This window comes from Streptomyces sp. NPDC001920, assembly GCF_053594495.1.
The window spans coordinates 39,092-65,581 of record NZ_JBSFEP010000030.1 but is presented as its reverse complement, the minus strand read 5'-3'; the positions used below and the strand labels follow the sequence as shown (position 1 = coordinate 65,581).

Sequence of the window (26,490 nt, the reverse complement as noted above, 5' to 3'; positions counted from 1 at the left end):
CGGCATCCTTCCCAGATCCTCACGATGCACTGATCTCACTGCCCTGCGTGCCATCTCTCCCCTCCCGGGGGCAAGGCGCCGCCGGGCAGTGGTCCGCGTGATCTCGCCGCCAGGGGATGAGCCGGACACCCGCCGGGGCGGCACCGGGGATGCAGTGGGGGATCCCCGTGCCGGTGCCGATGGTGGGCCGCCGGGTGACGCCACCCGGCGGCCGGCCGGGCGCGTGAGCAGGTGTCTCAGCCGGGAAAGCGGCCCGTCGAGCGCAGCTGCCAGCGGCGTTCGGCGTAGGCGAGGTCGTCGCGCCACAGTCGGCCCGCCGCCCGGGCCACCAGCGGGCGCAGGAGCGGTGCCGCCGAGCGGGCGACGGTGAAGCCCCGCCGGTCGGAGGTCGCCATCACGGCTTCGATCACCGCGGTGCGCGGACGGCCGTACCGGTCCGGTCCGAGGGGAGTGGCATGGGTCTCGACGACAGAGCCCTCGCCCTCTCCCTCGGTGATGCGCATGACGACCGTACGCGGCTCGGGAGCGGTGAAGACGGCCCGGACCGGTACGACCAGCCGCCCTGCCAGCTTGAAGGAGACGTCGACGGTGAAGCAGTCGTCGGCCCCGCTCGCGGACCCGTCGGGCACACCGGTCACGTCGAGGTCGACGAACGAGTACGGGTGGTACCACGCCCCGTGCCAGGGATCGAGACGGTTGGCCACGACGTCCTCGGGCTCGCACGTCCCCGTACCGACGTGGACGGCCGTCAGCGCAACGGTGCGTTCGGGTCGTGGCGGCACCACCGGCGCCCGCAGCGGCGGTTCCCCACCGGCCTCGTCCAGCCGCACCCAGGTGAGGACGCCGTCGTCGTGCACCGGGAAGGGGGCCCAGCCCGCGTACGGGGTGCCTTCGAGTGCGAGTCCGTGCCAGTGGCACACCAGCGTGCCGCAGCGCACGGGGCTGTCCCGCAGAGGGGCTCCCAGATGCGGGCAGACACCGGGACCGCCCACCACCCGGCCGTCCGCGCCGCGCCAGACGACCACCTCGCGCCCCGCCACGGTGCGGGCCAGCGGACGGTCGGCGCGCAGGTCGCGGGAGGCGCCGACGACGTACCAGTTCCCGGACGGACGGGCCTGGGCGCGTTTGAGCGCCCCGGCGATCACCGCCGGCTTGGCGGCGCGCCACGTGGGCCGCTGCCGGTCCCACGGCAGGGGACGGCGGCGTACGGAGAGCGGCAGCCGACGGCGTCGGCCCGGGCCGGCGGTCACGCGACCTCCTCGGGGACGGGCCTGTGCGGAACACCGGGCGGCGCGAACCGCGGGTGGCCCGGCCCCGCTTCCGCAAGGTGCCGGCCGTGCGTGCCCGCGCGCAGCCGCGCGGAGACCACCCGGGCGAGCCCGTCGGCGGCCACCACTGCGCGCCGTCGGCGCGGCACCACCGCCCGACGGTGCAGGACCGCGTATCCGTCACGGGCGACCGCGTCCAGGATCCCGCCGTAGAGCACGAAGGCGGTACGGATGCACGGCCGTGCCACCGGGTCGAGCATCCCGATGCCCGGCGCAGCCTCGCGGTACACACCGCGCGTCAGCGCCTCGAACTCCCGCAGCGCGGCGGTGATACGGCGGTCGCCGCGGCCCGTGTCCCGGCTCCAGCGCAGCAGACCCCGGTCGACGCCGTGGCCGGCGAGCAGATCGCCGGGCAGGTAGACCCGACCGCGGTCGAGGTCCTCGCCGACGTCCCGCAGGAAGTTGCTCAACTGGAAGGCCACGCCCAGCGCGGCGGCGTGCGGTGCGGCCTCCTCACGGGGGACCACCGTGCCGAGCACCGGCAGCATCTGCAGTCCGATGACCGCGGCCGAACCGTGCATGTAGCGGCGCAGGTCGGCGTAGCTGGGATAGTCGCTCACCACCAGGTCGGAACGCATCGCCGCCATGAAGTCGTGGAAGTGCGCGTGGGCGATGGCGTAGCGGCGCGCGGTGTCGGCGAGGGCCCGCACCACAGGCTCGTCGCTGTGCCCGTGCCGCAGCCCCTCCTCCAGGCCGCGTTCGAGCTTCGCGAGAGCCGCGACACGGTGGGCGGCCGAGGAGGTGGGGTCGAGCGTGTCGACGATGTCGTCGGCCCAGCGGGCGAAGCCGTACAGGGCGTGCACGGCCGGCCTGCGCTCGATCGGCAGCAGCCGGGTGGCAAGGAAGTACGTCTTGCCGTGCCGTGCGTTGAGCGTGCGGCAGTGGTGGTACGCCTGGCGCAGCGCCGGGTCACCGATGCCCGCCGCGTCGAGTTCGCGGTCGGTCATGCCGAGGTCTCCTTGACGGGGAAGGGTGAGGTGGACACGGGCGCCCGGTACGGCGAGTCCGGCCCCGCGCGGCCCGGGCGGCGCCGGGGGCGGCCGGTGACCCGGGCGGCGGCCAGCTTCCCCGACAGCAGGACGGTCGGCACGCCCACGCCCGGTGTCGTGCCGCAGCCGGCGAGCACGGCGTTGTCGGTGCCCCGCACGACGTTGCGGGGGCGGAACGGCCCGGTCTGCGAGAGCGTGTGGGCCGCGGAGAACGGGGTGCCCGCGGCGTGCCCCTCGGCCTGCCAGGAAGCGGGCGTGACGAGGGCCTCCTCGTTGATGGCGGCCTCGAAGCCGTCGAGGCCGCGCCGCTCCAACTCCCTCAGGAGCGTGGCCCGGTAGCGCGGGCCGAGGTCACCCCAGGTGGCGGCTGCGGGTCCGATGTCGGTGTTGGGGCAGGGCGCCAGGACGTAGTGCAGATGGTGGCCCGGGGGAGCGAGACCGGGGTCGGTGGCGGTGGGCCGGGTGATGAGCAGCGAGGGATCGCTCATCAGCCGCCCCTGCCGGGTGAGCTCGTCGAAGGTGCCTTCCCAGGCCGCGCCGAACGAGAGCGTGTGGTGGGCCAGTTGAGGCCAGGTCCGGTCCGTCCCCGCGTGCAGCACCACGGCGGACGGCGAGTGCCGCAGCCGCAGCGGTCGGCGCGGGCGCCGGCCCAGGAGCCGGTAGGCGACGGGCAGGTCGGGCGTGAGGACCACCGCGTCGCAGGGGATGCGGCCCTGCTCGGTGACCACGGCGGTGACCCGCTGCCCGGAACGTTCCAGGCGGGTCACCCGCTCCGCGAACCGCAGTTCGGCGCCCGCGTCCGCGGCGGCGTCCGCCATGGCCCGCGGCAGCGCGTGCATGCCGCCCTTCGGGAAGTACACGCCGGCGACGGTGTCCATGTAGGCGATGACGGCGTACGCGGCCAGGGCCCGGGCCGGCGGCACCCCGGCGTACAGGGCCTGGAAGGAGAAGACCCGACGCAGCCGCTCGTCGCGCAGGAAGCGGCCGATACGGGCGTCCAGCCGGCCGAAGCCACCGAGTGCGGCCAGCCGGGCGAGGTCCCCGTGGAGCAGGCTCAGCGGGGAGTCGAAGTCGGCGTCGATGAAGCTGCGCATCTGCACCCGGTAGAGCCGGCGCAGCCAGTCGCGCAGCCGCAGGTAGCCCGCCGCCTCGTCGGGTCCGGCGAAGCGCTCGACCTCCGCGGCCATGGCCTCCGCGTCGGTGTGCACGTCGAGTGTGCTGCCGTCCGCGAAGCAGGCCCGGTAGGCCGGACGCAGGGCGATCAGCTCCACACGTTCGGCGAGACTGTCGCCCACCGCGGCGAAGGCCTCGTCGGCGAGTTCGGGCATGGTCAGCACCGTCGGGCCGGTGTCGATCCGGTAGCCGCCGAGGTCCAGACGTCCGGCGCGGCCGCCGGGGAGCGGATCACGCTCGACGACGGTGACACGACGTCCCGCCCCCAGCAGATGCAGAGCGGCCGAAAGGCCGGCGAGTCCCGCTCCCACGACCACCACATGGTCGGTCCGTCCGGGCACCGCGGCGCTCATCGCACACGCTCCTCGGCAGTGGCGGCGGCAGCGCCGATGGTGGCGGCCCGGCTCCCGGCCTCCGTGCCCTCGGCAGTGGCCCCGGCGGTGGCGGCGCCGATGGTGGTGGCCAGACTCCCGGCCCCCCTGCCTACGGCAGCGGTCCCGCCGGCCGCCGCGCCCAGCAGCAGGCGCAGACGCGCCCCGCCCTCCCGGTCGAGGAGAGCACCGTCGAGATGCTGCAGCCCTTGCGCGACCAGACGGTCGATCCTGGTCTCGACCGTCGCCCTGGCTCCCGTACGCTCCAGCACGCCACGCACGTCACCGAGATCCGCCTCGGTCAACTCCGGGTCCCCGAGTGACCGTTCGAGCACCGCGAGCGCACCGCGGTCGCCGGCCGCCTCGGCCCGGGCCCGGGCCAGCGCGATCAGATACGTCGGCTTGCCCTCGCGGACGTCCCCGCCGCACACCTTGCCGGTCTGCCCGGGGTCGCCGTAGACGTCGTTGAGGTCGTCGCGCAACTGGAACGCCATGCCGACGCAGCGGCCCGCCGAGCACAGGGCTCGCGTCGTGGCGTCGTCCGCGCCGGCCAGGGCGGCGCCGAACGCCAGGGGCCGGGCGACCGAGTACAGGGCGCTCTTCAGGCAGGCGGTGCGCAGCGCCCGCGGCAGCGAGGGCGACCCGGTGAGCTGGGCCTGTACGTCGAGGTACTGACCGGCCACCATCTCCGTGCGCATGTCGCTCCACAGCCGCCGCACGACCGTCGCCGTCCGCGGCCCGAGCGGCGTCTCGGCCACCAGGTCGTCCGCCCACGCGAGCGCCAGGTCACCGGCAAGGATCCCGGCCGCCTCCCCGAAGCGCGCGGCGCGCCCGGCGGGGGCGCGGCCCTCGTACCGGGATCGCACCTGGGTGTGCAGGGCGGGCCTGCCCCTGCGCACGGCCGAGCCGTCCATGACGTCGTCGTGCGCCAGGGCGCAGGTCTGCAGCAGTTCCAGGGCCGCGCCGATCCGCAGCGCGGCGGCGGCCGACCCGTTGCCGCCGCCGCAGGCTCGCAGGGACCACCACAGCAGCTGCGGACGGACGCGTTTGCCGCCCGCCTGGGTGAAGCGTGCGACCCGGCCGGCCAGATCCTCGGCGAACAGCGGATCCAGGGCACCGGCGCGGGCGACACGATCGGCCAGGATTTGCTGGAGGACCGCGGCCACGGCGGCCGGCACGTCCGCGTCGACCGCCCGTGCGTCGCCCGCGTCGACCGGCACGAGGAGGGCCGTGGCGTCCGGCGTGTCCTGCGACACCCCGGCGGCACCCACCCGGCCGCCTCCCGCCACGGAGACCAGACGCGGGGCGGGCGGCGGTACGGCCGCGTGGTGATCCTTCGCCGGTGTGGGGCCCATCCCGTTCCTCTCGTACGTGTCGTCGTGCAGCGGATCGCTCCCTCACCGACGTCCTTCGGCCCGTGTGCGGCGGACGGATGCGGCGTGATCCGGATTCCCGGAAAACGGTTGGTGCCTGCGCGGGATCCGCCGGACGGCGGCACCGTCTCGGCGCGTACGGGTGACTGCATCCGCCGGGGCCCGCACACGGGAAGACCGGAGACGAACACCCGGACGCAGGACGAAGGGAGCAGCCGTGCTGGAGGCGGACGTGGCCGTCGTGGGGGCGGGCGCCGCCGGACTGTCCCTCGCTCACCGCCTGTCCGGACACGTGTCCGGGATGCGCACCCCGTCGGTGGTGCTGGTCGAGGCGCCACCGGGGCCGCTCCGTCCGCCGCGCCGCACATGGTGCTTCTGGGAGCCGGGCCGTGGCCGCTTCGACGCGGCGGTGACGGCCGACTGGGGCCGGCTGCGGGTGCGCCCTCGAACCGGCGCCCCCATCGAAGGGGACATCGCGCCCCTGCGGTACAAGATGATCCGCTCGGACGACTTCGAGCAGCTCGTGACGCGGCACCTGCGGCGCAGTCCGAACGTGCGGCGCGTGCAGGCCACCGTCGAGGCCGTGGAGGAGGTCCGCCGGGGAGCGCACGTCCATCTGCACGACCCCGGCGGCGGGCACCGGGTCCTGGCCGCGCGCTGGGTCTTCGACTCCCGGCCCCTCGGCAGCCTGCCGGCCGCCCGCACGACCCTGCTCCAGCACTTCCACGGCTGGTTCGTCCGCACGTCCCGGCCGGCCTTCGAACCCGGCACCGCGGACCTCATGGACTTCCGTACCGCGCAGCCCGCCGACGGCCTGTCCTTCGGGTACGTCCTGCCGGTCGGGACGCACGAGGCCCTCGTGGAGTACACCGAGTTCTCAACGAGGCTGCGCACGGCCGACGGCTACGAGGAGGCCGTACGGCACTACGCCGACGACGTCCTGCGGGTCGGCGAGCGGCACATCACCGCGACCGAGACCGGAGTCATCCCGATGACGGACGCCCCGATGCCGCGACGGGTCGGGGCATCGGTCTTCCGTATCGGCGCCGCGGGCGGCGCCACCAGGCCCGCCACCGGCTACACCTTCGCCGGCATCCAGCGGCAGACCCGGGCCGTCGCCGCGGCGCTGCGCCAGGGACGGCGCCCGGTGCCGCCGCCCGCCCACTCGGCGCGCTCCCGTGCCATGGACGCCGTCCTGCTGCGCGCCCTCGACAGCGGCCGGGCCGACGGACCCGCGCTGTTGAGCGGGCTGTTCGGCCAGGTCCCCATGGAACGGATCCTGCGCTTCCTCGACGGACGCACCAGCCTGCCCGAGGACCTCCGGATCGGCCTGCGCACCCCCATCGCCCCGATGCTCCGCTCCGCCGTGGAACTGCCCCGCCTGCCCCGCCGCCCCTTCGAGTGAGCCGCCCGGCCCCGACCACCTGGAGACCGCATGACCCTGCTGCGCGACGAGGACCTCGCCGCCGCGTTCGACCACGCCGCCCGCGGCTACGACACCCTGGTGGCCGCCAACCCCGGCTACCACGCGCACCTGCGGCGCTCGGCACGCAGGCTCGGCCTGCCCGGCCGGGGCGAGGGGCTGCGCCTGCTGGACCTCGGCTGCGGAACGGGCGCGTCCACCGCCGCGCTTCGCTCGGTCCTGCCGGGCGCGGCCGTCACGGCCGTGGACGCCTCCGCGGGCATGCTGCGACGGGCCGCGCTCAAGCCCTGGGCGGACGGGGTGACCTTCGTCCACACCCCCGTCGAACGCCTCACCCCGGCAGGCGTCGGCGGACCGTTCGACGCCGTCTTCGCCGCGTACCTCTTCCGCAACGTGTCCGACCCCGACGCCGTACTCGCCCTCGCGCGCGACCTGCTCAAGCCCGGCGGACGGCTCGGCGTGCACGAGTACACCCTCAGCGGCCGCCGCGTCGACCGGGTGGTGTGGACGGCCGTCTGCCGGGGGATCGTCCAGCCGGCGGCGACCGTGCTCGGCGACGGCGAGCTGTACCGCCACCTGTGGCGCAGCGTGGTCGGGTTCGACACCGCCGACCGCTTCGCCCGGCGTGTGCGAGCGGCCGGCTTCGAGCGCGTCCGGTCCCTGCCGCTGCCGGGCTGGCAGACCGGCATCACCCACACCTTCGTCGCCCGTCGCGCGGAGACCGTACGATGACCGCCCCACGCCGCGCGGACGGCGCCCGCCGGGGCCGGGACCGCCGGGCATGTGTGCTGCCGGCGCCCGCGGGCGCGGAGCGCGTCGACGGCCCCCCGCCCAGCACCGCGGTCATCGGCGGCGGCATCGCCGGGCTGGCCGCGGCGACCGCCCTGGCCGAACGCGGCGTCGCCGTGACGCTGTACGAGCGGCAGCCCTACCTCGGCGGACGCGTCGGCGGCTGGCCGACCGCACTGCGGGACGGCACCACGGTGACCATGAGCCGCGGCTTCCACGCCTTCTTCCGCCAGTACTACAACCTGCGGGGCCTGCTGCGCCGGACCGATCCGGGGCTGGAGCGGCTCACGGGTCTGCCGGACTACCCGCTGCTCCACGGCAGCGGACTGCGCGACAGCTTCCGGCACGTCCCGCGCACCCCGCCGCTGAGCGCCCTCGGTTTCGTCGCCCTGAGCCCCTCCTTCGGCCTGCGGGACCTTCGCGCGCTGGACCCGGTCGCGGCCCTGCCGCTGCTCGACGTCCGCGTCCCCGAGGTGTACGCACGCCTCGACTCCACCAGCGCCCACGACCTCCTCGAAGCGGTCCGATTCCCCGCCCGGGCCCGCCATCTGGCGTTCGAGGTCTTCTCCCGCAGCTTCTTCGCGGACCCGCGGCAGCTGTCGGCGGCGGAGATGGCCCTGATGTTCCACATCTACTTCCTCGGCTCGGCCGAAGGACTGCTGTTCGACGTGCCCGCAGCCCCCTTCCCGGCCGCCCTGTGGAACCCGCTGGCCGAATACCTGGGCTCGCACGGCGCCGACGTCCGCGTCCGCACCGCCGTCGAGCGGATCACCCCGCGGGGCGACGGCGGCTTCGAGGTCGTGACCGAGCGCGACCAGCGGCGCCACGACAGCGTCGTCCTCGCCCTCGACCCCGCCGGTCTGCGTCGCCTCGTCGCGCGTTCCGGCCGGCTGGGGGACGAGGCGTGGCGCGGACGCATCGCGCGGCTGCGCAACGCCCCGCCCTTCCTGGTGACCCGACTGTGGCTGGACCGGCCCGTCGCGTCCCACCGGCCGGGCTTCCAGGGCACCAGCGGCTTCGCAAGCCTCGACAACGTCAGCGTGCTGGAGCGCTGGGAGGACGAGGCGGCCCGCTGGGCGGACCGCACGGGAGGGTCCGTCGTCGAACTGCACGCCTATGCGCTGCCGCCGGGAGCGGTCCGCGAAGTCGAGGAGAAGCGCCTCGTCGAGCAGCTGCGGTGGGTGTGCCCGGAGACGCGTACGGCCCGTGTCGTCGACGTCCGCCACGAGTGGCGCGACGACTGCCCGCTGTTCCCGGTGGGCGGCTACGCCGACCGGCCCACCGTCCGCACCCCGGACCCGCGCGTGGTGGTCGCCGGGGACGTGGTGCGTACCGACCTGCCCGTGGCGCTGATGGAACGTGCGGCGACCACGGGCTTTCTGGCCGCCAACGCCCTGCTGCAGCGGTGGGGGGTGCGCGGTCAGACCCTGTGGACGGTGCCCCGGCGCGGGCGCAGCGCGCTGCTGCGGGGGATGGCCGGGTGGGTGAGCGGGTGAACGCACCGGCGCACCGCGCCGTCCAGGAGCGGCCGATGTCATTTCAGCGGGTCGTGTCCCCAGTTCATCAAGGAGTGGCGCCAACGGGTGTCCGTCACGTCGCCTGAAGGCCGCTGGGCGAGATGGCGGCCGATGTAACCGTCGACCTTGCGCATGTGCGCGTAGTCGTCGTCCGACAGGTCGCCCTTCTTGGTCCTCAGGATCTCCACGATGCGGCGGCCGGAGGCATGCCCGGTCGACTCCCCGCCGTCCGGGTGCTGGCCGGAGCTCTGTGACTCGTCGGTCTCCAGCCACTTCTCCAGCTCGGCCGGCGTCATGTTCACCAGCTCACGGAACCGGTCCCGGATCGCTTCGCGCTCTTCGTCGTCCACTGCGCCCCACTTCCGTAGCCACCGTTTCGGTCGGTCTCTTCGCTGCTCCAGGGTGAGGGTTCCGGGTCCGCCGTGCAGCCCGACTCCGCCGTGGGAGGCGTCGGGACACTGGTCGCTGAACCCTTCGCCGAACGGTGTCGATTTCCCTGCATCGTTTGTGCATCGTTTTGCACGAGGAGCCGGCCGCGGGGGTCTCAGCCCACGAGTTCCGGCTCCAGGCATCGACGCAGCTGGTGCAGCCCGCGCCGGGCATGGCTCTTGACCGTGCCCAGCGGCCACCCGGTGCGCTCGGCGATCTGTGTCTGCGTCAGGTCCTCGAAGAACGCCAGCCGCAGGACCCGCTGCTGCGGTGCCGGCAGTCCGGCCAGCGCGTGCCGGACCAGTACCCGGTCCAGGGCCGCCTCCGGCCGGCCGACGGCGCCGTCGGACAGCTCCGGCGCCGAGCCGGCCGAGGCGATCAGGTCGCTGCGGCGGGTCCTGGCGGCGAGGGCGTCGGCGATCTTGCGCTTCGTGATGCCCACGATCCAGCCGCCGAGAGTGCCGCGCTCGGGCCGGAAGCCGTGGCGTCCGCGCCAGACGCCGAGGAAGACCTGCTGGGCCACGTCCTCGGCCTCCTTGGCGTCCCCGAGGGAACGCCAGGCGAGCGTGTGCACCATCGCCGACCAGCGGTGGTAGGCGGCGGCCAGGCAGGCCTCGTCGCCGGCCACCAGGCCCCGCGCCAGCTCCTCGTCGCCGTAGTCTTCCTCGGCCGGCATCCACAAGGGAGTGCGGTGCTGCGGATTCATCGGACGGCTCCTCGCTCGGACCGGATCCGCCCCGGCGCTCGGCGGTCGGTGGTTCCCGCCGCCGGTCGGATGGGGACGTCTCGGACTTCCAGGTCCCGCCATCGTGCGTGCGGTCCTCATGCTCGGACAACTCGCATCGTTTCTGCATCGATATACTGGAGGACATGGACGGATCCGCAGTGGGAAACGCTTCTCGCGGCAGCGGCACGACCGGCGGGAGCGCGAACGGCAGGAACGGCGGCAAGGGTGCGGGCGGCCGTCCCGCGCCCGCCGCCCCGGTCCCCGAGGCGCCGCTGGCCACCGGGGCCGTGGCTCGCCGGATCGGGGTGTCGCCCACCACCCTGCGTTCCTGGGACCGCCGCTACGGCATCGGCCCCGCAGGTCAGGGCGGCGGCAGGCACCGGCGATGGAGCCCGCACGACGTGGCGGTCCTGGAGACGATGTGCCGGCTCACCTCGGCCGGTGTCCCGCCCGCCGAGGCCGCCCGGGTGGCCAAGCAGGGCGGCTCCGCGCTCCCGGCCGGGGCTCCCGCGCCCGGGGCTCCCGCACCCGGGAACCCCTCGCCCGAGGCACCCGAGGACCGCCCCGGACCGTCGCACGCCCGGCCGCCGGGCCCCTCGGCCCCACCCGCCGCCGCCCCGGCAGGAGGTCGTTCACACGCGGCCGGCGCCCTGCCGTTGGGGGACGTGCGTCAGGAGTGCCGGGGGCTGGCACGCGCCGCCGTACGGCTCGACGCGCCCGCGGTGGAGGACCAGCTCGCCGCCGCCGTCGACCGGCACGGAGTGGTGGTGGCGTGGCAGGAGGTGATGGTGCCGACGCTGCACGCGGTGGGCCGCAAGTGGGCGTCGTCCGGGGACCGTTACGTCGAGGTCGAGCACCTGCTGTCGTGGCACGTCTCGTCCGTGCTGCGGCGCTGCACACGGTCTGTGGCCCGGCAGGGGGACGGCTCCGGACCGGTCGTCCTGGCCTGTGTCCCCGGTGAGCAGCACACGCTTCCCCTGGAGGCCCTGAACGCGGCGCTTTGCGAACAGGGCGTCTCCACGCGCATGTTCGGCGCGGCCGTACCCGTCGAGGCGCTCACCGCGGCGGTGCGGCGCATCGGGCCGGCGGCCGTGGTCCTGTGGGCGCAGGCCCGGTCCACGGCGAGCCTGCCCCTGGCCCGGCATGTCGCCGCCGCCCAGTGGGGCGTTCGAGGGGCCCGCAGTCAGCCCTTGGTACTCCTCGGGGGCAACGGGTGGGCCGGGCGCTCCGCCGCCGGGATGCTCAGGCCGTCCAGCCTGCGCGACGCGCTGGACGTCCTCGCCGACGCCGGTCGGCTTCAGGGGGCCGTCGAGTAGGCGGGTCCGCCGACCGGGCGGGGTGACCGGGCAGGCCGGGTGAACCGGGGCGCGGGCGCATCCGCGGGGCGCGCGGAGGGGGAATCGAACGGTGACGGGTGCGCCGCGGCGCACGAGCGAGGGCCACCGGCACGCCCGGTGTGCGACAGCGAGGGAGAACGCCGTGTCCGGGTCCCGGGCGAGCACCGACGTGATCGTGATCGGCGCGGGGGTGGCCGGCCTGGCCTGCGCGCAGGACCTGCTCGCGGCCGGGCTGGGCGTGCGTGTGCTGGAGGCGTCCGACGGGGTGGGCGGGCGCATGCGCTCCGACCACGTGGACGGCTTCGTGATCGACCGCGGCTTCCAGGTGTTCAACACCTCCTATCCGCAGCTCCGCCGCCGTTTGCGGCTGCGGGATCTGAGGCTGCGGCCGTTCACCCCGGGCTTCCTGGTCCATGGCGACCACGGGCGCCTGCGTTTCAGCGACCCCACGCGACGCCCGAGTGCCTTGCCCGATCTGGTGCCGGGCCGTCTCGCCGGCCCCCGCGATCTGATGGCCCTCGGCGTCCTGTCGGCGCGGGACATGCTCGCTCCGGTGCGCCTGGTGAAGCGCTCGCAGGACCGCGCCACCCGCACCGCACTGGCGGACGCCGGGCTCTCCGAGGAGTTCGTCGAGGCCGTGCTCCGGCCGTTCCTGTCGGGGGTGTTCCTGGAGGACGAACTGGAGACGTCCAGCCGTTTCTTCCACCTGGTCTGGCGCAGCATGCTGCGCGGCACGCTCTGTCTGCCCGCCGCCGGGATCGGGGCGGTGCCCGCAGCCCTCGCCGCAGGGCTGCCCACCGGCACCGTGAGCCTTCAGACACCGGTGACCTCGCTGACGGACGACGCGGTGGCCACGGCGGCCGGTCAGGAACTCGCCGCGCGTGCCGTGGTGGTGGCGACGGGTCCCGAAGCGGCGGCCACTCTCCTGCCCGGACTGGACGTGCCTGCCTACCGGACGGTGACCAGCTACTACCACGTCGCCCCGCGCTCCCCGCTCGGCGAGCCGACGCTCCTCGTGGACACACGGCTGCGCTTCCTCAACACCTGTGTCCTCAGCGAGGTGGTCCCCGGCTACGCACCCTCCGGCGCGGCGCTCGTCTGCACATCCGTGCTCGGCGCGGACGCCGACGGCCGGGAGCACGCCGTGCGCGCGGCACTGGCCGAGGCCTACCGCGCCGCAACCGGCGACTGGGACCTGCTGGCCGTGCGTACCGTGGCCGCGGCCCTGCCCGTCATGCGGCCGCCCCAGCCGCTGAGCCGCACCTCCCGCTTCGCGAGCCGCCGCTACGTATGCGGGGACCATCGGGCCACCGGCTCGGCGCAGGGCGCGATGGCCTCCGGGGCCCGGGCGGCACGTGAGGTCCTGCGCGACCTGGGCCGGTAGCCGCGGTGACGGCCGGTCAGGCGCGCTCGCGGGCCTCGCGGAACCGCCGCAGGCCGGCCGCGAGGCCGACGATCGGTTCGGGGTAGTCGATCTCCGCGCGGTCCAGGCCGGTCAGCCTCCACGGTTCGTGCACCGCGGGGACGTCCAGACCCGCGAGTTCGGGCACCCAGCGCCGGACGTAGCCGCCGTCGGAGTCGTACCGTTTGGCCTGGATGAGGGGGTTGAGGACCCGGTTGGGCCGGGTGTCGGTTCCGGTTCCCGCGACCCACTGCCAGTTGAGCTGGTTGTTCGCCAGATCCCCGTCGACCAACAGGTCCAGGAAGTGGCGGGCGCCGACCCGCCAGTCGACGTACAGGGTCTTGGTCAGGAAGCTCGCGGTCAGCAGTCGGGCACGGTTGTGCATCCATCCCTCGTGACGCAGTTGACGCATCGCCGCGTCGATCACGGGGTAGCCCGTACGGCCCTCCTTCCAGGCCGCCACGTCCGCCTCGGCCTCCTGTTCCGACCGCCAGTGGTCGCCCCGCGTGCGGTAGTCGCGGTGGGCGGCGTCCGGCCGGGCCGCCAGGACCTGGCGGTGGAAGTCACGCCAGGCCACCTGCCGTACGAACGCCTCGGCTCCGGGCCCCCCGGTCGCGCGCGCCCGGTGCACCACCTCGACGGGGGAGAGGGTCCCGAAGTGCAGGTGGGGTGAGAGACGGGACGTGGCGTCCGCGGCCAGGTCGTCGTGCCGGTCCTCGTACGCGGTGACGCCCCCGCGCAGCCAGTGCGACAGCCGCCTGCGGCCCGCCGTCTCACCGCCCGGGGCCAGGCCCTCCGACAGACCCCGCAGGTCCGCGCGGGAGGGCAGCGGCTCGGAGGTCACCGCGTCCGGGACCCGAACCACGCGCGGCGCGCCGAGGACGCCGCGCAGGTGCTGCGCCGACCACTGGCGGAAGTACGGCGTGAAGACGGCGAAGTGGTCCGAGGAGGCCGGCGTCACGCCACCCGGTGCCACCGCAGTGGTCACCGTGTCGTGGACGTGCAGGCGGCACCCCTGTGCTTCGAGCGCCCGCCGCAGTCGCCGTTCACGGCGGTGGGCGTGCGCGCTGGCCTCGGACGCCATGTGCACCTCGTCGGCGTCCGCCTCGGTCACCACCCGGCACACCTGCTCGACGAGATCACCGGAGCGGACGATCAGCCGCCCGCCCCGCTCCCGCAGTGCCCCGTCCAGGTCACGCAGGCAGTCGGCGAGGAACGCCAGCCGGTTGGGAACGGCGAAACCGGCGGCGTCCACGGCACGGTCCCGGACGAACAGGGGCACGATCTGCCCGTTGCCGTCGCCCGCGGCCCGCAGCGGCGGATGGTCGTGCAACCGCAGGTCGGAGGTGAACAGGACGACTGAGACGTTCATGGCGCGCACTCCAGGAGGAGACGAGAAAGCGAGCGGTCGCGGCAGGAAGGAGCGCCGGCGGACGGGCCGCGCTCCCCGTGCTCATTGCTTCCACCGGTCGATCACTACTTCCACCGGCCGCGCCGTCTCGGATGCGGCGGCTTCTATAGGCTGCTCGCGTGGCAGGAAGAGAAGGACCCGAGCGCAGGGCGGGGGAGACGGCGGCCGGGCGGGTGGTGCCCGAGCGGGGGCGCGCGGGCGGTGACCTCCAGGACTTCGCCGTGCAACTGCGCCGTATGAACGGCGAGATCAACCGCCTCGTGCACGGCTTCGCGGGCGACCACGGCCTGCACGCCACCGACGTCCAGGCGCTCGCGGCGATCCTGGACGCCGAGGAGCCCATGACGCCGAGTCGCCTCAGGCAGCACCTCGGGCTCACCTCGGGCGCGGTCAGCGCGTGCGTCGACCGGCTGGAGCGCGCCGGACACATCCGCCGGGTCCGGGAGAGCGCCGACCGCAGGGTCGTGCACCTGCACTACGCGGCCGACGCCAGGTCGGCGGCCCGCACATACTTCCGCCCGCTGGCACAGGCGACCCAGGCGGCGCGTGAGCGCTTCACCGAGGACGAACTGGCGACCGTGCTGCGCTTCCTGGCCGCGATGAACGAGGAGATGGGCCGGCTCAGGCCCTGATCGGCGGAGCGCCGTCGGATGCATCCGCCGGCGGCGCCGCGGCGGAGGCATCGGTGCCCATGAGGACCGGCCGAAGGCTGTTAGCTCGATGATTGAGATACTTTATTGTCGAGCTACATGCCTCTTCCCTCCTCCCGCACCTCACCTCGCAACCGGAGAACGATGTCCCTCACCGCACGGCGGGCCCGCCGGCTCGTCCCCGTCCTCCTGCTCATCGCCTGGCTCGGCATCGGCGGAGCCCTCGGGCCCTTCGCCGGCCGGCTCGGCGAGGTCGCCACCAACGACCAGGCCGCCTTCCTGCCGCGCAGCGCGGAGTCCACCGAGGTCGTCGAGGCACAGCGGGCGTTCCGGCAGAAGGAGACACTGCCCGCCGTCGTTGTCTGGACCGACGAGAACGGGGCCGCGGTGACCGACCGCCGGGACGCCGCCGCACGCGCGCTGGCCTCCCTCGCCAACGCCCCCGCAGTGGCGGGCCGGATCTCACCGGCGGTCCCCTCCGAGGACGGCGAGGCCCTGCAGGGCGTCATACCCCTGCGCCCGAACCTCGGCGAGGACCTGCCCGGCGCGCTGGAGAGCATCCGCACGACCGCCGAGAGCGTCCCCGGCACCACGGTCGTGCTGGCCGGCCCCGCCGCGAGCCAGGCAGACCTGTCCGACGCCTTCGCCGGCATCGACGGACTGCTCCTGACCGTCGCCCTGGTGACGGTCCTGGCCATCCTCCTGCTCGTCTACCGCAGCGTGCTGCTGCCCTTCCTGATCATCCTCGGTGCGGTCTTCTCCCTGGGTCTGGCCTGCGCCGTCGTCTACGCGCTCGCCGACCGCGACGTGGTCCGCGTCGACGGCCAGGTGCAGGGGATCCTGTCCATCCTGGTGATCGGCGCGGCCACCGACTACGCCCTGCTGCTCAGCGCCCGCTTCCGGGAGGAACTGGCCCGGCACGACGACCGGTTCGCCGCCGCCCGGGCCGCGCTGCGGCAGTCCTGGGGCGCCATCGTGGCCAGCGGGGCGACCGTCGCCGCGGGCCTGCTGGCCCTGCTGCTCAGCGACCTGACCAACAACCGGGCCCTCGGACCGGTGGGGGCCATCGGCATCGCCGCAGCCGTGGTCGGCTCGCTCACCTTCCTGCCCGCCGCCCTCGTACTGCTCGGCCCCGCCGCCTACTGGCCCGCCAAGCCCCCGTCCGCTGAGGGCCGTGCCGGCGGCAGCGGCGTCTGGCGCCGGGTCGCGGCCCTCGTCGACCGGGCACCGCGCACGGTGTGGGCGGTCTCGCTCGCCGGGCTGCTGGCCTGCGCCGCCTTCGCACCGACCCTCACCCCCAGGGGCGTCCCGCTCGACGAGACCTTCGTCAACGACGCACCCTCGGTGTCCGCCCAGCGCACCCTCGCCGAGCACTTCCCGGGCGGCTCCGGCAACCCGACCGTGGTCGTCGCCGACGCCGACCGCCTGGACCGGGTCGTCACCACGGCCCGTACGACCGACGGCGTCGCCTCGGCCGTCGCGGTGAGCGCCTCCGGACGACCCGGCGGCACCCCGCTGATCGTCGACGGCCGCGTCCGCGTCGACGTCACCCTGCGCGCGGCCGCCGACAGCGACGCGGCCAAGGACACCGTCGAGCGGCTGCGCGGCGCCCTGCACGCGGTACCCGGCGCCGACGCCCTCGTCGGCGGCTACACCGCCCAGCAGTACGACACGCTGCGCACCGCCGAACGGGACCGCACCCTCATCGTCCCCGTCGTCCTCGCCATCATCCTGCTGATCCTGACCGTGCTGCTGCGCTCGCTGCTGATGCCCGTGCTGCTGGTGGCCACCGTGGCCCTCAACTTCCTCGCCACGCTGGGCATCTCGGCGCTCGTCTTCACCCACGTGTTCGGCTTCACGGGCACGGACCCGTCCGTTCCGCTGTACGGCTTCGTGTTCCTGGTCGCCCTGGGCGTCGACTACAACATCTTCCTCATGTCCCGCGTACGGGAGGAGACCCTGCGGCACGGCCCCCGCCAGGGCGTGCTGCGCGGACTGGTCGCCACCGGCGGGGTGATCACCTCCGCCGGGGTCGTCCTGGCCGCCACCTTCGCGGCGCTCGGCGTCATCCCGCTGGCGTTCCTCGTCCAGATCGCCTTCATCGTCGCCTTCGGCGTGCTGCTCGACACGCTGGTGGTGCGCTCCCTGCTGGTGCCGGCACTGGCCCGAGATTTCGGGAGGGTGGCCTGGTGGCCGAGCGAAACCGGCCGGGCCGCCGCGACGGCCGGTGCCGACCACGCCCGGGGAAAGCGGCCGTCGCTCCTGACGTGACCGGCCACCGGAGCCGGACCGCGGCATGCTGGGCCCATGACCGGAAACATCGGCAAGGTGATCTGCGACATCACGATCTCCGTCGACGGGTACTCGGCCGGGCTCGGCCAGAGCGAGGAGCGCCCGTTCGGCGACGACGGCGGTGACGGCACGGGCGAGCGGCTGCACGCCTGGATGTTCGACACTCCCGACGAGAACCGGGCCGAGGTGGAACAGCTCGGTGCCGCCGGCGCCTTCATCATGGGGCGCAACATGTTCGGCCCGGTGCGCGGCGAGTGGGACCGGCGGTGGAACGGCTGGTGGGGCGACTTGCCGCCGTTCCACGCGCCGGTGTTCGTGCTCACCCACCACGCGCGCGAGCCGCAGCCGATGGACGGCGGCACCACGTTCGTCTTCGTCACCGACGGGATCGAGTCGGCGCTGGCACAGGCCCGCGCCGCGGCCGACGGCGGCGATGTCGGCATCCAGGGCGGCGCGACCACCATCAACCAGTACCTCGCCGCCGGCCTGGTCGACGAGCTGCGGCTGCACATCGTGCCGCTCACGCTCGGCGCCGGCACGCGGTTGTTCGATGGCGTCCCGCCGCTGAACCTGGAGCAGGTGGGATCGCGGGCGGCGAGCCTGGTCACGCACCTGACCTACCGTGTCCGGTCCTGATCCCCGGGGGTGCCGCCGCAGGTCACCGTGTCCCGGGAGGGCCGCTCACGTGCCCAGGCTCCGCAGGGTCGCCTCCACCAGACGGTTTCCCTCGGGGGCGTACCAGGAGGTGTACGACGAGAGCTCGGCGACCGCCGCGCCCAGCCACTCGGGATCGCCGAGCCGGTCCAGCGCCTTCGCCTCGGTGAGCTGGTCGAACAGGGCCTTGAGCACGATGACGTGGCCGGCCTTGTAGGTGCGCAGGTGGTGCGTGTACCGCACCTTCCACAGGTCGTACGGATTCCGGACGATGCCCTGCAGTGAGCAGCCGTCACGGCCCATGTCGGCGCCCGGCTGAGCCGCTCCCGCGAGCCCCCCGAGCGGGGTGAGCTGCCACCTCCGGTAGGCGGCACGCACCCTCAGCTCCAGGAACCGGGACCACGGAACGGTCAGCAGGGGCGCCGTCCCCCCGCGCCGGCGGTGCTCCACCCCCACCGGAGTGAGCACCACGTACAGCCCTTCCTTCCGCGTCGGATCCCCGATCACCCACTGGTCGTCGACCTTCTCCAGCGGCCCCACGTACTGAGTCATGGCTCGGGAACATATCCGACACCCGGCCGGGAAGCCCGGCGCGTCACCCCTTGGCGGCCCTGGCGGCATCCTCCTCGGTGCCCGCCCGAGCCGTCGTCAGTGCGCCGCCGGCGTTCTCCAGGTGGGCCCGGACGAACCACTGGAACTGTTCGAGGTCCCGCAGCTGTTCGATGAGCAGGTCCTCCGTCGCCGGGTCGATCTCCCCGACGACCTTGATCGCGGCTCGGACGTCCTCGATCAGACCGGTGTAGACGATGTCGAGGGCACCGAGGTGGGCGAGCGCGTCCTCGCGGCCGATCGAGTAGTCGTCCCAGGTCCGCTCGGCGACCAGCGAGCCGGGGGTGCCCTGCGCGACCCCGCCGAGCGCCGCGATGCGCTCGGCCACGTCGTCCGCCATGTCACGCACCCTGTCGACCTGCGGGTCGACCATCTGGTGCACCGCGATGAAGTGGGGTCCCACGACGTTCCAGTGGACGTGCTTGAGCGTCAGATGGAGGTCGTTGAGGGCGTGCAGCCGCAGGCGGAGGACGTCGATGAGCCGACCGGCCGCCTCGCGTTCGATGCCCGGCACCGTGTACTTGGGGGTGAGGTCCTTCGCCACGTTCGCTACTCCTTCTCCGTAGGTGAAGTCGGAGTTCAGGTGCCCTGCTTTCGCCCGCACAGACCTGTGATGTGGCTATCACCGCCCGAACGGACCACCGTCCCGCGTCACCACCGTCCCGCGTCACCACCGGCGTCGCGCTCAGGCCACCCGCACACCCACGATGCAGGTGTCGTCGTCCGTGTCGGACCTGCTGTAGGTGAGCAGACGGTCCAGCTGCTGTTCGAGCGTGGGCGGGACCTTGCGGGCAGCCGCCAGCAGCTGGGTCAGTGACTCCTCCACGGAACGGTCACGGCGCTCGATCAGACCGTCCGTGTACATCAGCAGGGTGTCGTCGACGGCCAGTTGGACCTCGTGCTCCTCGTACGTCGCCTCGGGCAGAGCGCCCAGCAGCAGGCCCTTGACCAAGGGCAGCGGCGCCGCCTCGCTGTCGCGCACCAGGACCGGCGGCAGATGGCCGGCCCTGGCCCAGCGCAGGGTGCGGCGGTCGGGGTCGTACAGGCCGCAGACCGCGGTGGCGGTGACCCCGCCCGTCAGATGGTGGGCCACCATGTTGAGCCAGGCCAGCAGCTGGGCCGGTCCGGCACCCGTCACCGCGAGGCCGCGCAGCGCGTTGCGCAGGACCACCATGCTGGTGGCCGCCTCGATGCCGTGTCCGGCGACGTCCCCCACGCACAGCAGCACCAGCCGGGACGGCAGTACGACCGCGTCGTACCAGTCGCCGCCCACGAGCTGCTGGGTCTCCGCGGGCCGGTAGCGGACGGCCACCCGCAGGCCGGGGGCCTCCAGAGGGCCCTGCTCCGGGGGCATGATCGCGTGCTGCAGCTGAAGGGCGAGCCGCGCGCGTTCGATCGCCTGCTGCTCGGTGTGCGCGAGCTGGTCGCGGGTGGCGGCGAGCGCGACCTCCGTCCAGTGGTGGGAGGAGATGTCCTGGTACGCGCCGCGTACGACGAACAGCCGGCCGTCGGAGTCGAGCTCCGGCTCGGCCACCACGCGGATGTGCCGGGTCACGCCGTCGGGCCGCTGCAGCCTGAAGGCCGTGGACGCCGGGCGGCGGTGGTGCAGCAGCGTGCGCAGGAACCTGCCGATGGCGACCGCGTCATCGGGGTGCGCGTGGGCGGGCAGGTCCTCCAACGGGATCGGAGCGTCGGCGGTGGGCCTGCCGTAGAGGTGGTAGAGCTGGACGTTCCAGGTGATCTCGCCGGTGAGGACGTTTTCCTCGAAGCCGCCGATGCGGCCGAGGCGCTGGGCGTGCTGCAGCAGGCTCGCCAGCCGTGCCGCTTCGTCCTCTATGCGCCAGATGAGCAGGACACTGCCACCGTGCCGGCTGATGTTGATGTCGGCGACCGCCGCCAGTGGGACGTCGTCCACCAGTGCCGTCAGCCGCATGCGGTGGGCGCGGAACGGCTCGCCCGTGGCGTACACCCGCTCGATCTGTTCGAACAGCTCGCTCTCGCCGGCGACCAGCGGGTACGCCTCCAGCAGCAGGGAGCCGTTGACCACGCCTCGCGGCCGACCGGTGGGGTCGAGGAAGCGGCTGTTGACGTGGTGGATGCGGAAGTCCACCAGTTCGCCGGCGGTGTCCAGGTGCGGGACGAGCACCAGCGCGGGGTCGTGGAGACCGTCGGCCAGGTCCATCAGCTCGGCGACGTCCGGCAGGACGGCCGGCCGCACCTCGTCGTCGGGGTGGCGCGCGGCGGAGGTCTCCAGCGTGTGCGCGCACAGCTCGGCCAGGGCCTCCACCTGGCGGACGATCTGCGGGGGCTGCGGTTCCAGCGGCTTCGGCCAGACGATCTCCAGCACGCCGTGGATCCGTCCGGCGGTCCCGGCGGGTACGGCGACCCGGCCGCCGTCCGGGTACTGGTGCTGGCCGACGGAGGGCAGCCCGGTCGCCGACAGACAGTCGATCCAATGGCCCGTCCGCTCGCCGAGGCCGCGACGCGCCACGGTCGCCACACCCGGCGGCACATAGCGCCAGCGCCGTGCTTCGGCGGCCGAGAACCCGGCGCTGCCCGCCAGGGTGAGCGAGCCGTCACCGTCCAGCGCCCAGATGGCCACGGCTTCCGCACCGAGCGGCCGCAGAGCGTGCTCCATCAGGGAGTCGGCCACGGCCTGGGCGTCGTGGGCGGCCAGAGCCCCGCTCTCGGCGGCCCGGAGCCGTACGGCGGAGGAGACGCTCGACGGTGCCTCGACGGCGTCGGTGGCATCCACCGTGGCCGCGAGGAAAGCCGTCGTCACCTCGGAGAGCCGGTCACGTGAAGCCTGGTTGATGACCTCGACGGCGAATTCGAGCGGTGTCATGCCCGCCTGCTCGGTCAGCTCGGCCAGTTGCCGTGCCGCCTGAGCCGGCCCGCACCCGAGCCGCTCGACCAGGATGCCCTTGGCCAGCTCGATCAGGGCCCGCCCGTCCGCCTCCGCCTGGGCCGCCCGCACCTCCCGGCGCAACCGGTCCACGGTCGCCGCGAGCCTGCCGACGGGGGAGGGGTGACCGTCCTTGTCGTGAGCCGCCACACCGTCCCCGGCCCGGTCGTCGCCCGGGCGGGCGGCGGGGACCGAGGTCGGCCGGTCGGCGGGCAGGAGTTCCCCGCCCGTGGCCGGGTCCTCGGCAGGCGGGTCGCCGGACACCGCAGCGCCGCGGCTCTCCGGCTCGGTCGGCTGATGGGGATTGCTCACAGTTGCCCTGCTTCTCGGCTCGGGCGTCCGAGAACGCCGGGCGGTCGACCGACGCGCGCGGTCGCGCGGCTGCCGTTCATACGGACAGCCAGTGCTGGACGCGGCTGATGAGGTCGTTGGTGTCGACGGGCTTGGTGACGTAGTCGTCGGCTCCGGACGCCAGGCTCTTCTCCTGGTCGCCGGGCATGGCCTTGGCGGTGACCGCGATGATCGGCAGGTTCGCGTACTGGGGCATCGCACGGATCTCCGCGGTGGCGGCGTAACCGTCCATCTCGGGCATCATCACGTCCATCAGGACCAGCGAGACCTCCTCGTGGGCGAGCAGCGTCTCGATGCCCCTGCGGCCGTTGTCCGCGTGCAGCACGCGGAAGCCGTGCAGTTCGAGCGCCCCGCTCAACGCGAAGAGGTTGCGCGCGTCGTCGTCGACCACGAGCACCGTGCGCCCGCGGAAGGCGTCGTCGACGATCTGCGTCATCGAGCGCTGCGGCTCCTCGCCGCGCACCAGGGACAACACGTCCCCCGGTTCCTCGGCGGACAGATGCAGGGTGATGCGCTCGCGCAGCTCGTCCAGGCTGGAGAGGAAGTCCAGCGGGCGGCCGTCCGCGCGGGAGCGCAGCGACTGCTCCTGCGCCAGGTCGGCGTGGTGCCCGGTGTGCACGAGCACCGGGACACTCGCCAGTGCCGAGTCGCCCTCCATGGCCTGCAGCAGACGCGCGCCCTCGTCGTCGGGCATGTCGAGTTCCAGGACCACGCAGTGGCACGGTTCGGCGGCCAGTGTGCTCGCCGCTTCCTGTGCGCCGACCGCCGTGATCACGTCGATCTGTCCGAGCGGGTCGTGCGGGTCGGTGACGATGTCGGCCACCGCACGCTCGGCGACCAGGGTGAGCAGCCCGCGGGGGCGGCCCTCCACGACGAGCAGGCGGCGCCTGCGCTGCTCGGGAGTTCTGACGGGAGCGGTCTCCGCGGAGGCCGTCGACGGGAGCTCGGGGGCGGTGGCGTGCGGCTGCTCCGTCTGGGCACCGCCTCCGGCGAGCAGGTCCTCGAAGTCCGCGCGCGTCACCGGGAGGTAGAGGGTGAAGGTGCTGCCCTGGCCCGGGGTGCTGTCGACGGTGACGGCGCCGCCGAGCAGATGGGCGATCTCCCGGGTGATCGACAGACCGAGGCCGGTCCCGCCGTACTTGCGGCTGGTCGTGCCGTCCGCCTGCTGGAACGCCCCGAAGATCGTCTCCAGCTGCTGCTGCGGGATGCCGATGCCGGTGTCCTTCACACGGAAGGCCACGACGGGGCCGCCGCGCAGGACGCCCACCGGGACCTCCCGGTCCGCGGCGGGTTCGATGCGCAGCTCCACCTGGCCCTGCTCCGTGAACTTCACCGCGTTCGACAGCAGGTTGCGCAGGATCTGCCGCAGCCGGGAGCCGTCGGTGAGCAGATCGGCGGGGGTGCCCGGCGCGGTGGCCACGGTGAAGTCCAGGCTCTTCTGTGTCGTCATCGGCCGGAACGTCGCCTCGACGTACTCCAGCAGCTGGCGCAGCGGGATGCGCTCGGGAGCGACGTCCATCTTGCCGGCCTCGACCTTCGACAGGTCGAGGATGTCGTTGATCAGCTGCAGCAGGTCCGAGCCCGCCGAGTGGATGATGCCCGCGTACTCTACCTGCTTGGGCGTGAGGTTGCGTGAGGGGTTCTGGGCCAGCAACTGGGCCAGGATCAGCAGGCTGTTGAGCGGGGTGCGCAGCTCGTGGCTCATGTTCGCCAGGAACTCCGACTTGTACTTCGAGGCCAGCGCCAGCTCCTGCGCGCGGGTCTCCAGTTCCTGCCGTGCCTGCTCGATCTGCAGGTTCTTGGCCTCGATGTCGCGGTTCTGCGAGGCCAGCAGGGAGGCCTTCTCCTCCAGTTCGGCGTTGGAACGCTGGAGTTCGTCCTGCTGGACCTGCAACTCCTCGGACCGGGCCTGGAGTTCGGCGGTGAGCCGCTGGGACTCGTCCAGCAGCTCGTCCGTGCGGGCGTTGGCCACGATGGTGTTGAGGTTGACGCCGATGGTCGGCATCAACTGGGCGAGGAAGTCCTGGTGGATCTGGGTGAAGCGGGTGACCGAGCCCAGCTCGATGACACCGAGCACCTGGTCCTCGACGACGATCGGCAGCACCGTCAGGGCGCTGGGCACGGCCTGGCCGAGACCGGAGGAGATGGTCACATAGCCCGGCGGCAGCTCCTCCACGGTGATGGCGCGGCGGTTGCGCGCGGCCTGCCCGACCAGGGAGCGCCCGACGCGGATGCGGTCGGGCCGGTCGACGTCGTCGGGATAGCCGTACGAGCCCACCAGCCGCAGCTCGGGTCCGCGCTCGGCGTCCTCGGCGAGGTAGAAGGCGCCGTACTGCGCCGAGACCAGGGGCGCGAGTTCGTCCATGACGAGCTCGGCGACGACGGGCAGGTCCCGGTGGCCCTGCATCAGCCCGGAGATCCGGGCGAGGTTGGTCTTCAGCCAGTCCTGCTCCTGGTTGGCCCGTGTGGTCTCCCGCAGGGACTCCACCATGGAGTTGATGTTGTCCTTGAGCTCGGCGACCTCGCCCGACGCCTCCACGGTGATCGAGCGGGTCAGGTCGCCCTCGGCGACGGCGCTCGCGACCTCGGCGATCGCACGGACCTGACGGGTGAGGTTCCCGGCAAGTTCGTTCACGTTCTCGGTCAGCCGCTTCCAGGTGCCCTCGACGCCCTCGACCTCCGCCTGTCCGCCGAGTCGGCCCTCGCTGCCGACCTCGCGGGCGACGCGGGTGACCTCGGCGGCGAACGACGACAGCTGGTCGACCATCGTGTTGATGGTGGTCTTCAGCTCCAGGATCTCGCCGCGCGCGTCGACATCGATCTTCTTCGACAGGTCGCCGTTGGCCACCGCCGTCGTCACCAGGGCGATGTTGCGCACCTGCCCGGTGAGGTTGTTGGCCATGGAGTTGACGTTGTCGGTGAGGTCCTTCCAGGTGCCCGCCACGTTGGGCACGTGCGCCTGGCCTCCGAGGCGTCCCTCCGTGCCCACCTCGCGGGCCACGCGGGTCACCTCGTCCGCGAACGCGGACAGCGTGTCGACCATCGTGTTGATGACGTCCGCCAGGGCCGCGACCTCGCCCTTGGCCTCGACCGTGATCTTCTGGGACAGGTCACCGCGCGCGACGGCCGTGGCCACCTTGGCGATCGAGCGGACCTGACCGGTCAGGTTCGACGCCATCACGTTGACGTTGTCCGTCAGGTCCTTCCAGGTCCCCGAGACGCCCCGGACGATCGCCTGGCCGCCCAGATTGCCCTCGGTGCCGACCTCGCGGGCCACGCGGGTGACCTCGTCGGCGAAGGCGGACAGCTGGTCGACCATCGTGTTGATGGTGGTCTTCAGCTCCAGGATCTCGCCGCGTGCGTCCACGGTGATCTTCTGGGAGAGGTCGCCCTGCGCGACGGCCGTCGCCACCTGGGCGACGTTACGGACCTGCGCGGTGAGGTTGCCCGCCATGAAGTTCACGGAGTCCGTCAGGTCCCGCCAGGTGCCCTTCACCCCCTTGACGTCGGCCTGTCCGCCGAGGCGGCCCTCGGTGCCGACCTCGCGGGCCACGCGGGTGACTTCGTCGGCGAAGGCGGAGAGCTGGTCGACCATCGTGTTGATGGTGTTCTTGAGCTGAAGGATCTCGCCGCGTGCGTCCACGGTGATCTTCTGGGAGAGGTCGCCCTGCGCGACCGCGGTCGTCACCTGGGCGATGTTTCGGACCTGGGACGTCAGGTTGCCCGCCATGAAGTTGACCGAGTCCGTCAGGTCCCGCCACACACCGCCGACGCCGGGCACCTGGGCCTGTCCGCCGAGGCGGCCTTCGCTGCCGACCTCGCGGGCGACGCGGGTGACCTCGTCGGCGAAGGCGGAGAGCTGGTCGACCATCGTGTTGACGGTCTCCTTCAGCTCCAAAATCTCGCCGCGTGCGGGCACGTCGACCTTCTGCGACAGGTCACCCTTGGCGACCGCGGTCGCCACCTGCGCGATGTCGCGCACCTGGGTGGTGAGGTTGCCCGCCATCGCGTTGACCGAGTCGGTCAGATCGGCCCAGGTGCCCGAGACGCCCGGCACCTCGGCCTGACCGCCCAGGGTGCCCTCGGTCCCGACCTCGCGCGCCACCCGTGTGACTTCCGAGGTGAACACGGACAGCTGGTCGACCATGCCGTTGAAGACCGTGGCGATGTCACCGAGCAGGCCCTCACCGTCGGCCGGCAGCCGAGTGCCGAAGTCGCCGTCGCGTACGGCGGTGAGTCCGGCCAGCAGCTGCCGCAGCTCCTGCTCGCCCGGCGACACGTCGACGACGTCGATCATCTTGCTGGTCATGCGCACCCTCGTTCCGCTCCCCAAGAGCCCCCGCACCGGGGACTCGGAACCGCGCCGGGCCGCGAAGGGCCCCCTTACCGTCCGTGTTTCCGCTGTTCACGGCACCGGCCGGTTGAGAAAATCTCGTGAAGGTTAACTCAGTTGTCGTGCGACAACAAAAGCCTGGCCTGAAGGTTCCGGTTGGGCCAAGAAACGCCGCCCGGCAGGCATGTCCGCGGGGATACGAGGTAGTGGGACAGGTTCGGCATCGCCTGGGCGACGGCACGTGTGGAGCCCCCCGGCGACAGGTGCCGCGTGGAGTACCGCGAGCCCGGGACCGGCCGGGGCAGCCGTACGCCGGTGGCGGGGCGGGGGGCGCCCCCCCGCCCCCCCCCCCCGCGGGGGAGAAGCCGCCGGGGGGGGGGGACCGGGCGGGGGCGGGGGGGCGCGGGGGGGGGGGGGGCAGGCGGTG

At 73.4% G+C, this 26,490-nt stretch carries 19 protein-coding genes; 8 read left to right on the top strand and 11 right to left on the bottom strand.

What is annotated here, in order from left to right; genetic code table 11:
- Positions 1-236: 236 nt before the first annotated feature.
- The 4 genes from ACWCPI_RS36040 to ACWCPI_RS36025 are packed head-to-tail and all read right to left on the bottom strand — an operon-like array spanning position 237 to position 5,216.
- The gene (locus tag ACWCPI_RS36040; RefSeq protein WP_451042182.1) at positions 237-1,250 is read right to left on the bottom strand and encodes a DUF5914 domain-containing protein; all 1,014 of its coding nucleotides are present in this window, start codon (positions 1,248-1,250) and stop codon (positions 237-239) included.
- The gene (locus ACWCPI_RS36035; protein ID WP_451042181.1) at positions 1,247-2,275 is read right to left on the bottom strand and encodes a phytoene/squalene synthase family protein; all 1,029 of its coding nucleotides are present in this window, start codon (positions 2,273-2,275) and stop codon (positions 1,247-1,249) included. The genes ACWCPI_RS36040 and ACWCPI_RS36035 overlap by 4 nt, the downstream gene beginning before the upstream one ends.
- Positions 2,272-3,843, bottom strand: a complete 1,572-nt coding sequence (gene crtI / locus ACWCPI_RS36030; protein ID WP_451042180.1) for a phytoene desaturase family protein — start codon at positions 3,841-3,843, stop codon at positions 2,272-2,274. The genes ACWCPI_RS36035 and crtI overlap by 4 nt, the downstream gene beginning before the upstream one ends.
- Entirely contained in the window at positions 3,840-5,216 is a 1,377-nt protein-coding gene (locus ACWCPI_RS36025; RefSeq protein WP_451042179.1) for a polyprenyl synthetase family protein, read from the bottom strand. Before ACWCPI_RS36025 ends, crtI begins: the two co-directional genes overlap by 4 nt.
- Before the next feature lie 235 nt (positions 5,217-5,451).
- On the opposite strand from ACWCPI_RS36025, the gene ACWCPI_RS36020 reads away from it, so the two are divergent.
- From ACWCPI_RS36020 to ACWCPI_RS36010, 3 genes are read left to right on the top strand one after another with little or no spacing between them, the layout of a single operon-like run.
- On the top strand, positions 5,452-6,639 hold the full coding sequence (locus tag ACWCPI_RS36020; protein ID WP_451042178.1) for a lycopene cyclase family protein: 1,188 nt from the start codon (positions 5,452-5,454) through the stop codon (positions 6,637-6,639).
- Between the two features lie 30 nt (positions 6,640-6,669).
- Positions 6,670-7,389, top strand: coding sequence for a methyltransferase domain-containing protein (locus tag ACWCPI_RS36015; protein WP_451042177.1), 720 nt, complete (start codon positions 6,670-6,672; stop codon positions 7,387-7,389).
- Complete coding sequence (locus tag ACWCPI_RS36010; protein WP_451042176.1) at positions 7,386-8,942, top strand: FAD-dependent oxidoreductase; 1,557 nt, start codon at positions 7,386-7,388, stop codon at positions 8,940-8,942. Before ACWCPI_RS36015 ends, ACWCPI_RS36010 begins: the two co-directional genes overlap by 4 nt.
- Positions 8,943-8,980: 38 nt before the next feature.
- On the opposite strand, the gene ACWCPI_RS36005 is transcribed toward ACWCPI_RS36010, so the two are convergent.
- Both ACWCPI_RS36005 and ACWCPI_RS36000 read right to left on the bottom strand, forming a co-directional pair.
- Positions 8,981-9,313, bottom strand: coding sequence for a DUF3140 domain-containing protein (locus ACWCPI_RS36005; protein ID WP_451042175.1), 333 nt, complete (start codon positions 9,311-9,313; stop codon positions 8,981-8,983).
- A gap of 194 nt (positions 9,314-9,507) precedes the next feature.
- Positions 9,508-10,098: a sigma-70 family RNA polymerase sigma factor gene (locus ACWCPI_RS36000; RefSeq protein WP_451042174.1), complete on the bottom strand. Its 591-nt coding sequence runs from the start codon at positions 10,096-10,098 to the stop codon at positions 9,508-9,510.
- Positions 10,099-10,262: 164 nt separating this feature from the next.
- On the opposite strand from ACWCPI_RS36000, the gene ACWCPI_RS35995 reads away from it, so the two are divergent.
- Entirely contained in the window at positions 10,263-11,435 is a 1,173-nt protein-coding gene (locus tag ACWCPI_RS35995) for a MerR family transcriptional regulator (protein WP_451042173.1), read from the top strand.
- Between the two features lie 163 nt (positions 11,436-11,598).
- Positions 11,599-12,840: an NAD(P)/FAD-dependent oxidoreductase gene (locus ACWCPI_RS35990; protein ID WP_451042172.1), complete on the top strand. Its 1,242-nt coding sequence runs from the start codon at positions 11,599-11,601 to the stop codon at positions 12,838-12,840.
- A 16-nt stretch (positions 12,841-12,856) separates the two neighbouring features.
- Here the strand turns inward: ACWCPI_RS35990 and ACWCPI_RS35985 are convergent, their stop codons facing one another.
- A complete protein-coding gene (locus tag ACWCPI_RS35985) occupies positions 12,857-14,230 on the bottom strand; it encodes a cryptochrome/photolyase family protein (protein ID WP_451042171.1) in 1,374 nt (457 codons plus the stop codon).
- Between the two features lie 158 nt (positions 14,231-14,388).
- Here ACWCPI_RS35985 and ACWCPI_RS35980 point away from each other — a divergent pair, with 158 nt between their 5' ends.
- The 3 genes from ACWCPI_RS35980 to ACWCPI_RS35970 all read left to right on the top strand — a co-directional run bounded on the left by ACWCPI_RS35980 (position 14,389) and on the right by ACWCPI_RS35970 (position 17,847).
- Positions 14,389-14,901, top strand: a complete 513-nt coding sequence (locus tag ACWCPI_RS35980; protein ID WP_451042170.1) for a MarR family winged helix-turn-helix transcriptional regulator — start codon at positions 14,389-14,391, stop codon at positions 14,899-14,901.
- A 162-nt stretch (positions 14,902-15,063) separates the two neighbouring features.
- Positions 15,064-17,190: an MMPL family transporter gene (locus tag ACWCPI_RS35975; protein ID WP_451042169.1), complete on the top strand. Its 2,127-nt coding sequence runs from the start codon at positions 15,064-15,066 to the stop codon at positions 17,188-17,190.
- Positions 17,191-17,226: 36 nt separating this feature from the next.
- Complete coding sequence (locus ACWCPI_RS35970) at positions 17,227-17,847, top strand: dihydrofolate reductase family protein (protein WP_451042168.1); 621 nt, start codon at positions 17,227-17,229, stop codon at positions 17,845-17,847.
- 45 nt (positions 17,848-17,892) lie between these two features.
- On the opposite strand, the gene ACWCPI_RS35965 is transcribed toward ACWCPI_RS35970, so the two are convergent.
- From ACWCPI_RS35965 to ACWCPI_RS35950, 4 genes are all read right to left on the bottom strand, one after another.
- Complete coding sequence (locus tag ACWCPI_RS35965) at positions 17,893-18,417, bottom strand: hypothetical protein (RefSeq protein ID WP_451042167.1); 525 nt, start codon at positions 18,415-18,417, stop codon at positions 17,893-17,895.
- Positions 18,418-18,460: 43 nt separating this feature from the next.
- Positions 18,461-19,018: a Dps family protein gene (locus ACWCPI_RS35960; RefSeq protein ID WP_451042166.1), complete on the bottom strand. Its 558-nt coding sequence runs from the start codon at positions 19,016-19,018 to the stop codon at positions 18,461-18,463.
- A gap of 141 nt (positions 19,019-19,159) precedes the next feature.
- A complete protein-coding gene (locus tag ACWCPI_RS35955) occupies positions 19,160-21,691 on the bottom strand; it encodes a SpoIIE family protein phosphatase (protein WP_451042165.1) in 2,532 nt (843 codons plus the stop codon).
- A 76-nt stretch (positions 21,692-21,767) separates the two neighbouring features.
- Positions 21,768-26,039 carry a HAMP domain-containing protein gene (locus ACWCPI_RS35950; protein ID WP_451042164.1) on the bottom strand — a complete coding sequence of 1,424 codons (4,272 nt, stop codon included), beginning with the start codon at positions 26,037-26,039 and terminating at the stop codon, positions 21,768-21,770.
- Positions 26,040-26,490: the final 451 nt, after the last annotated feature.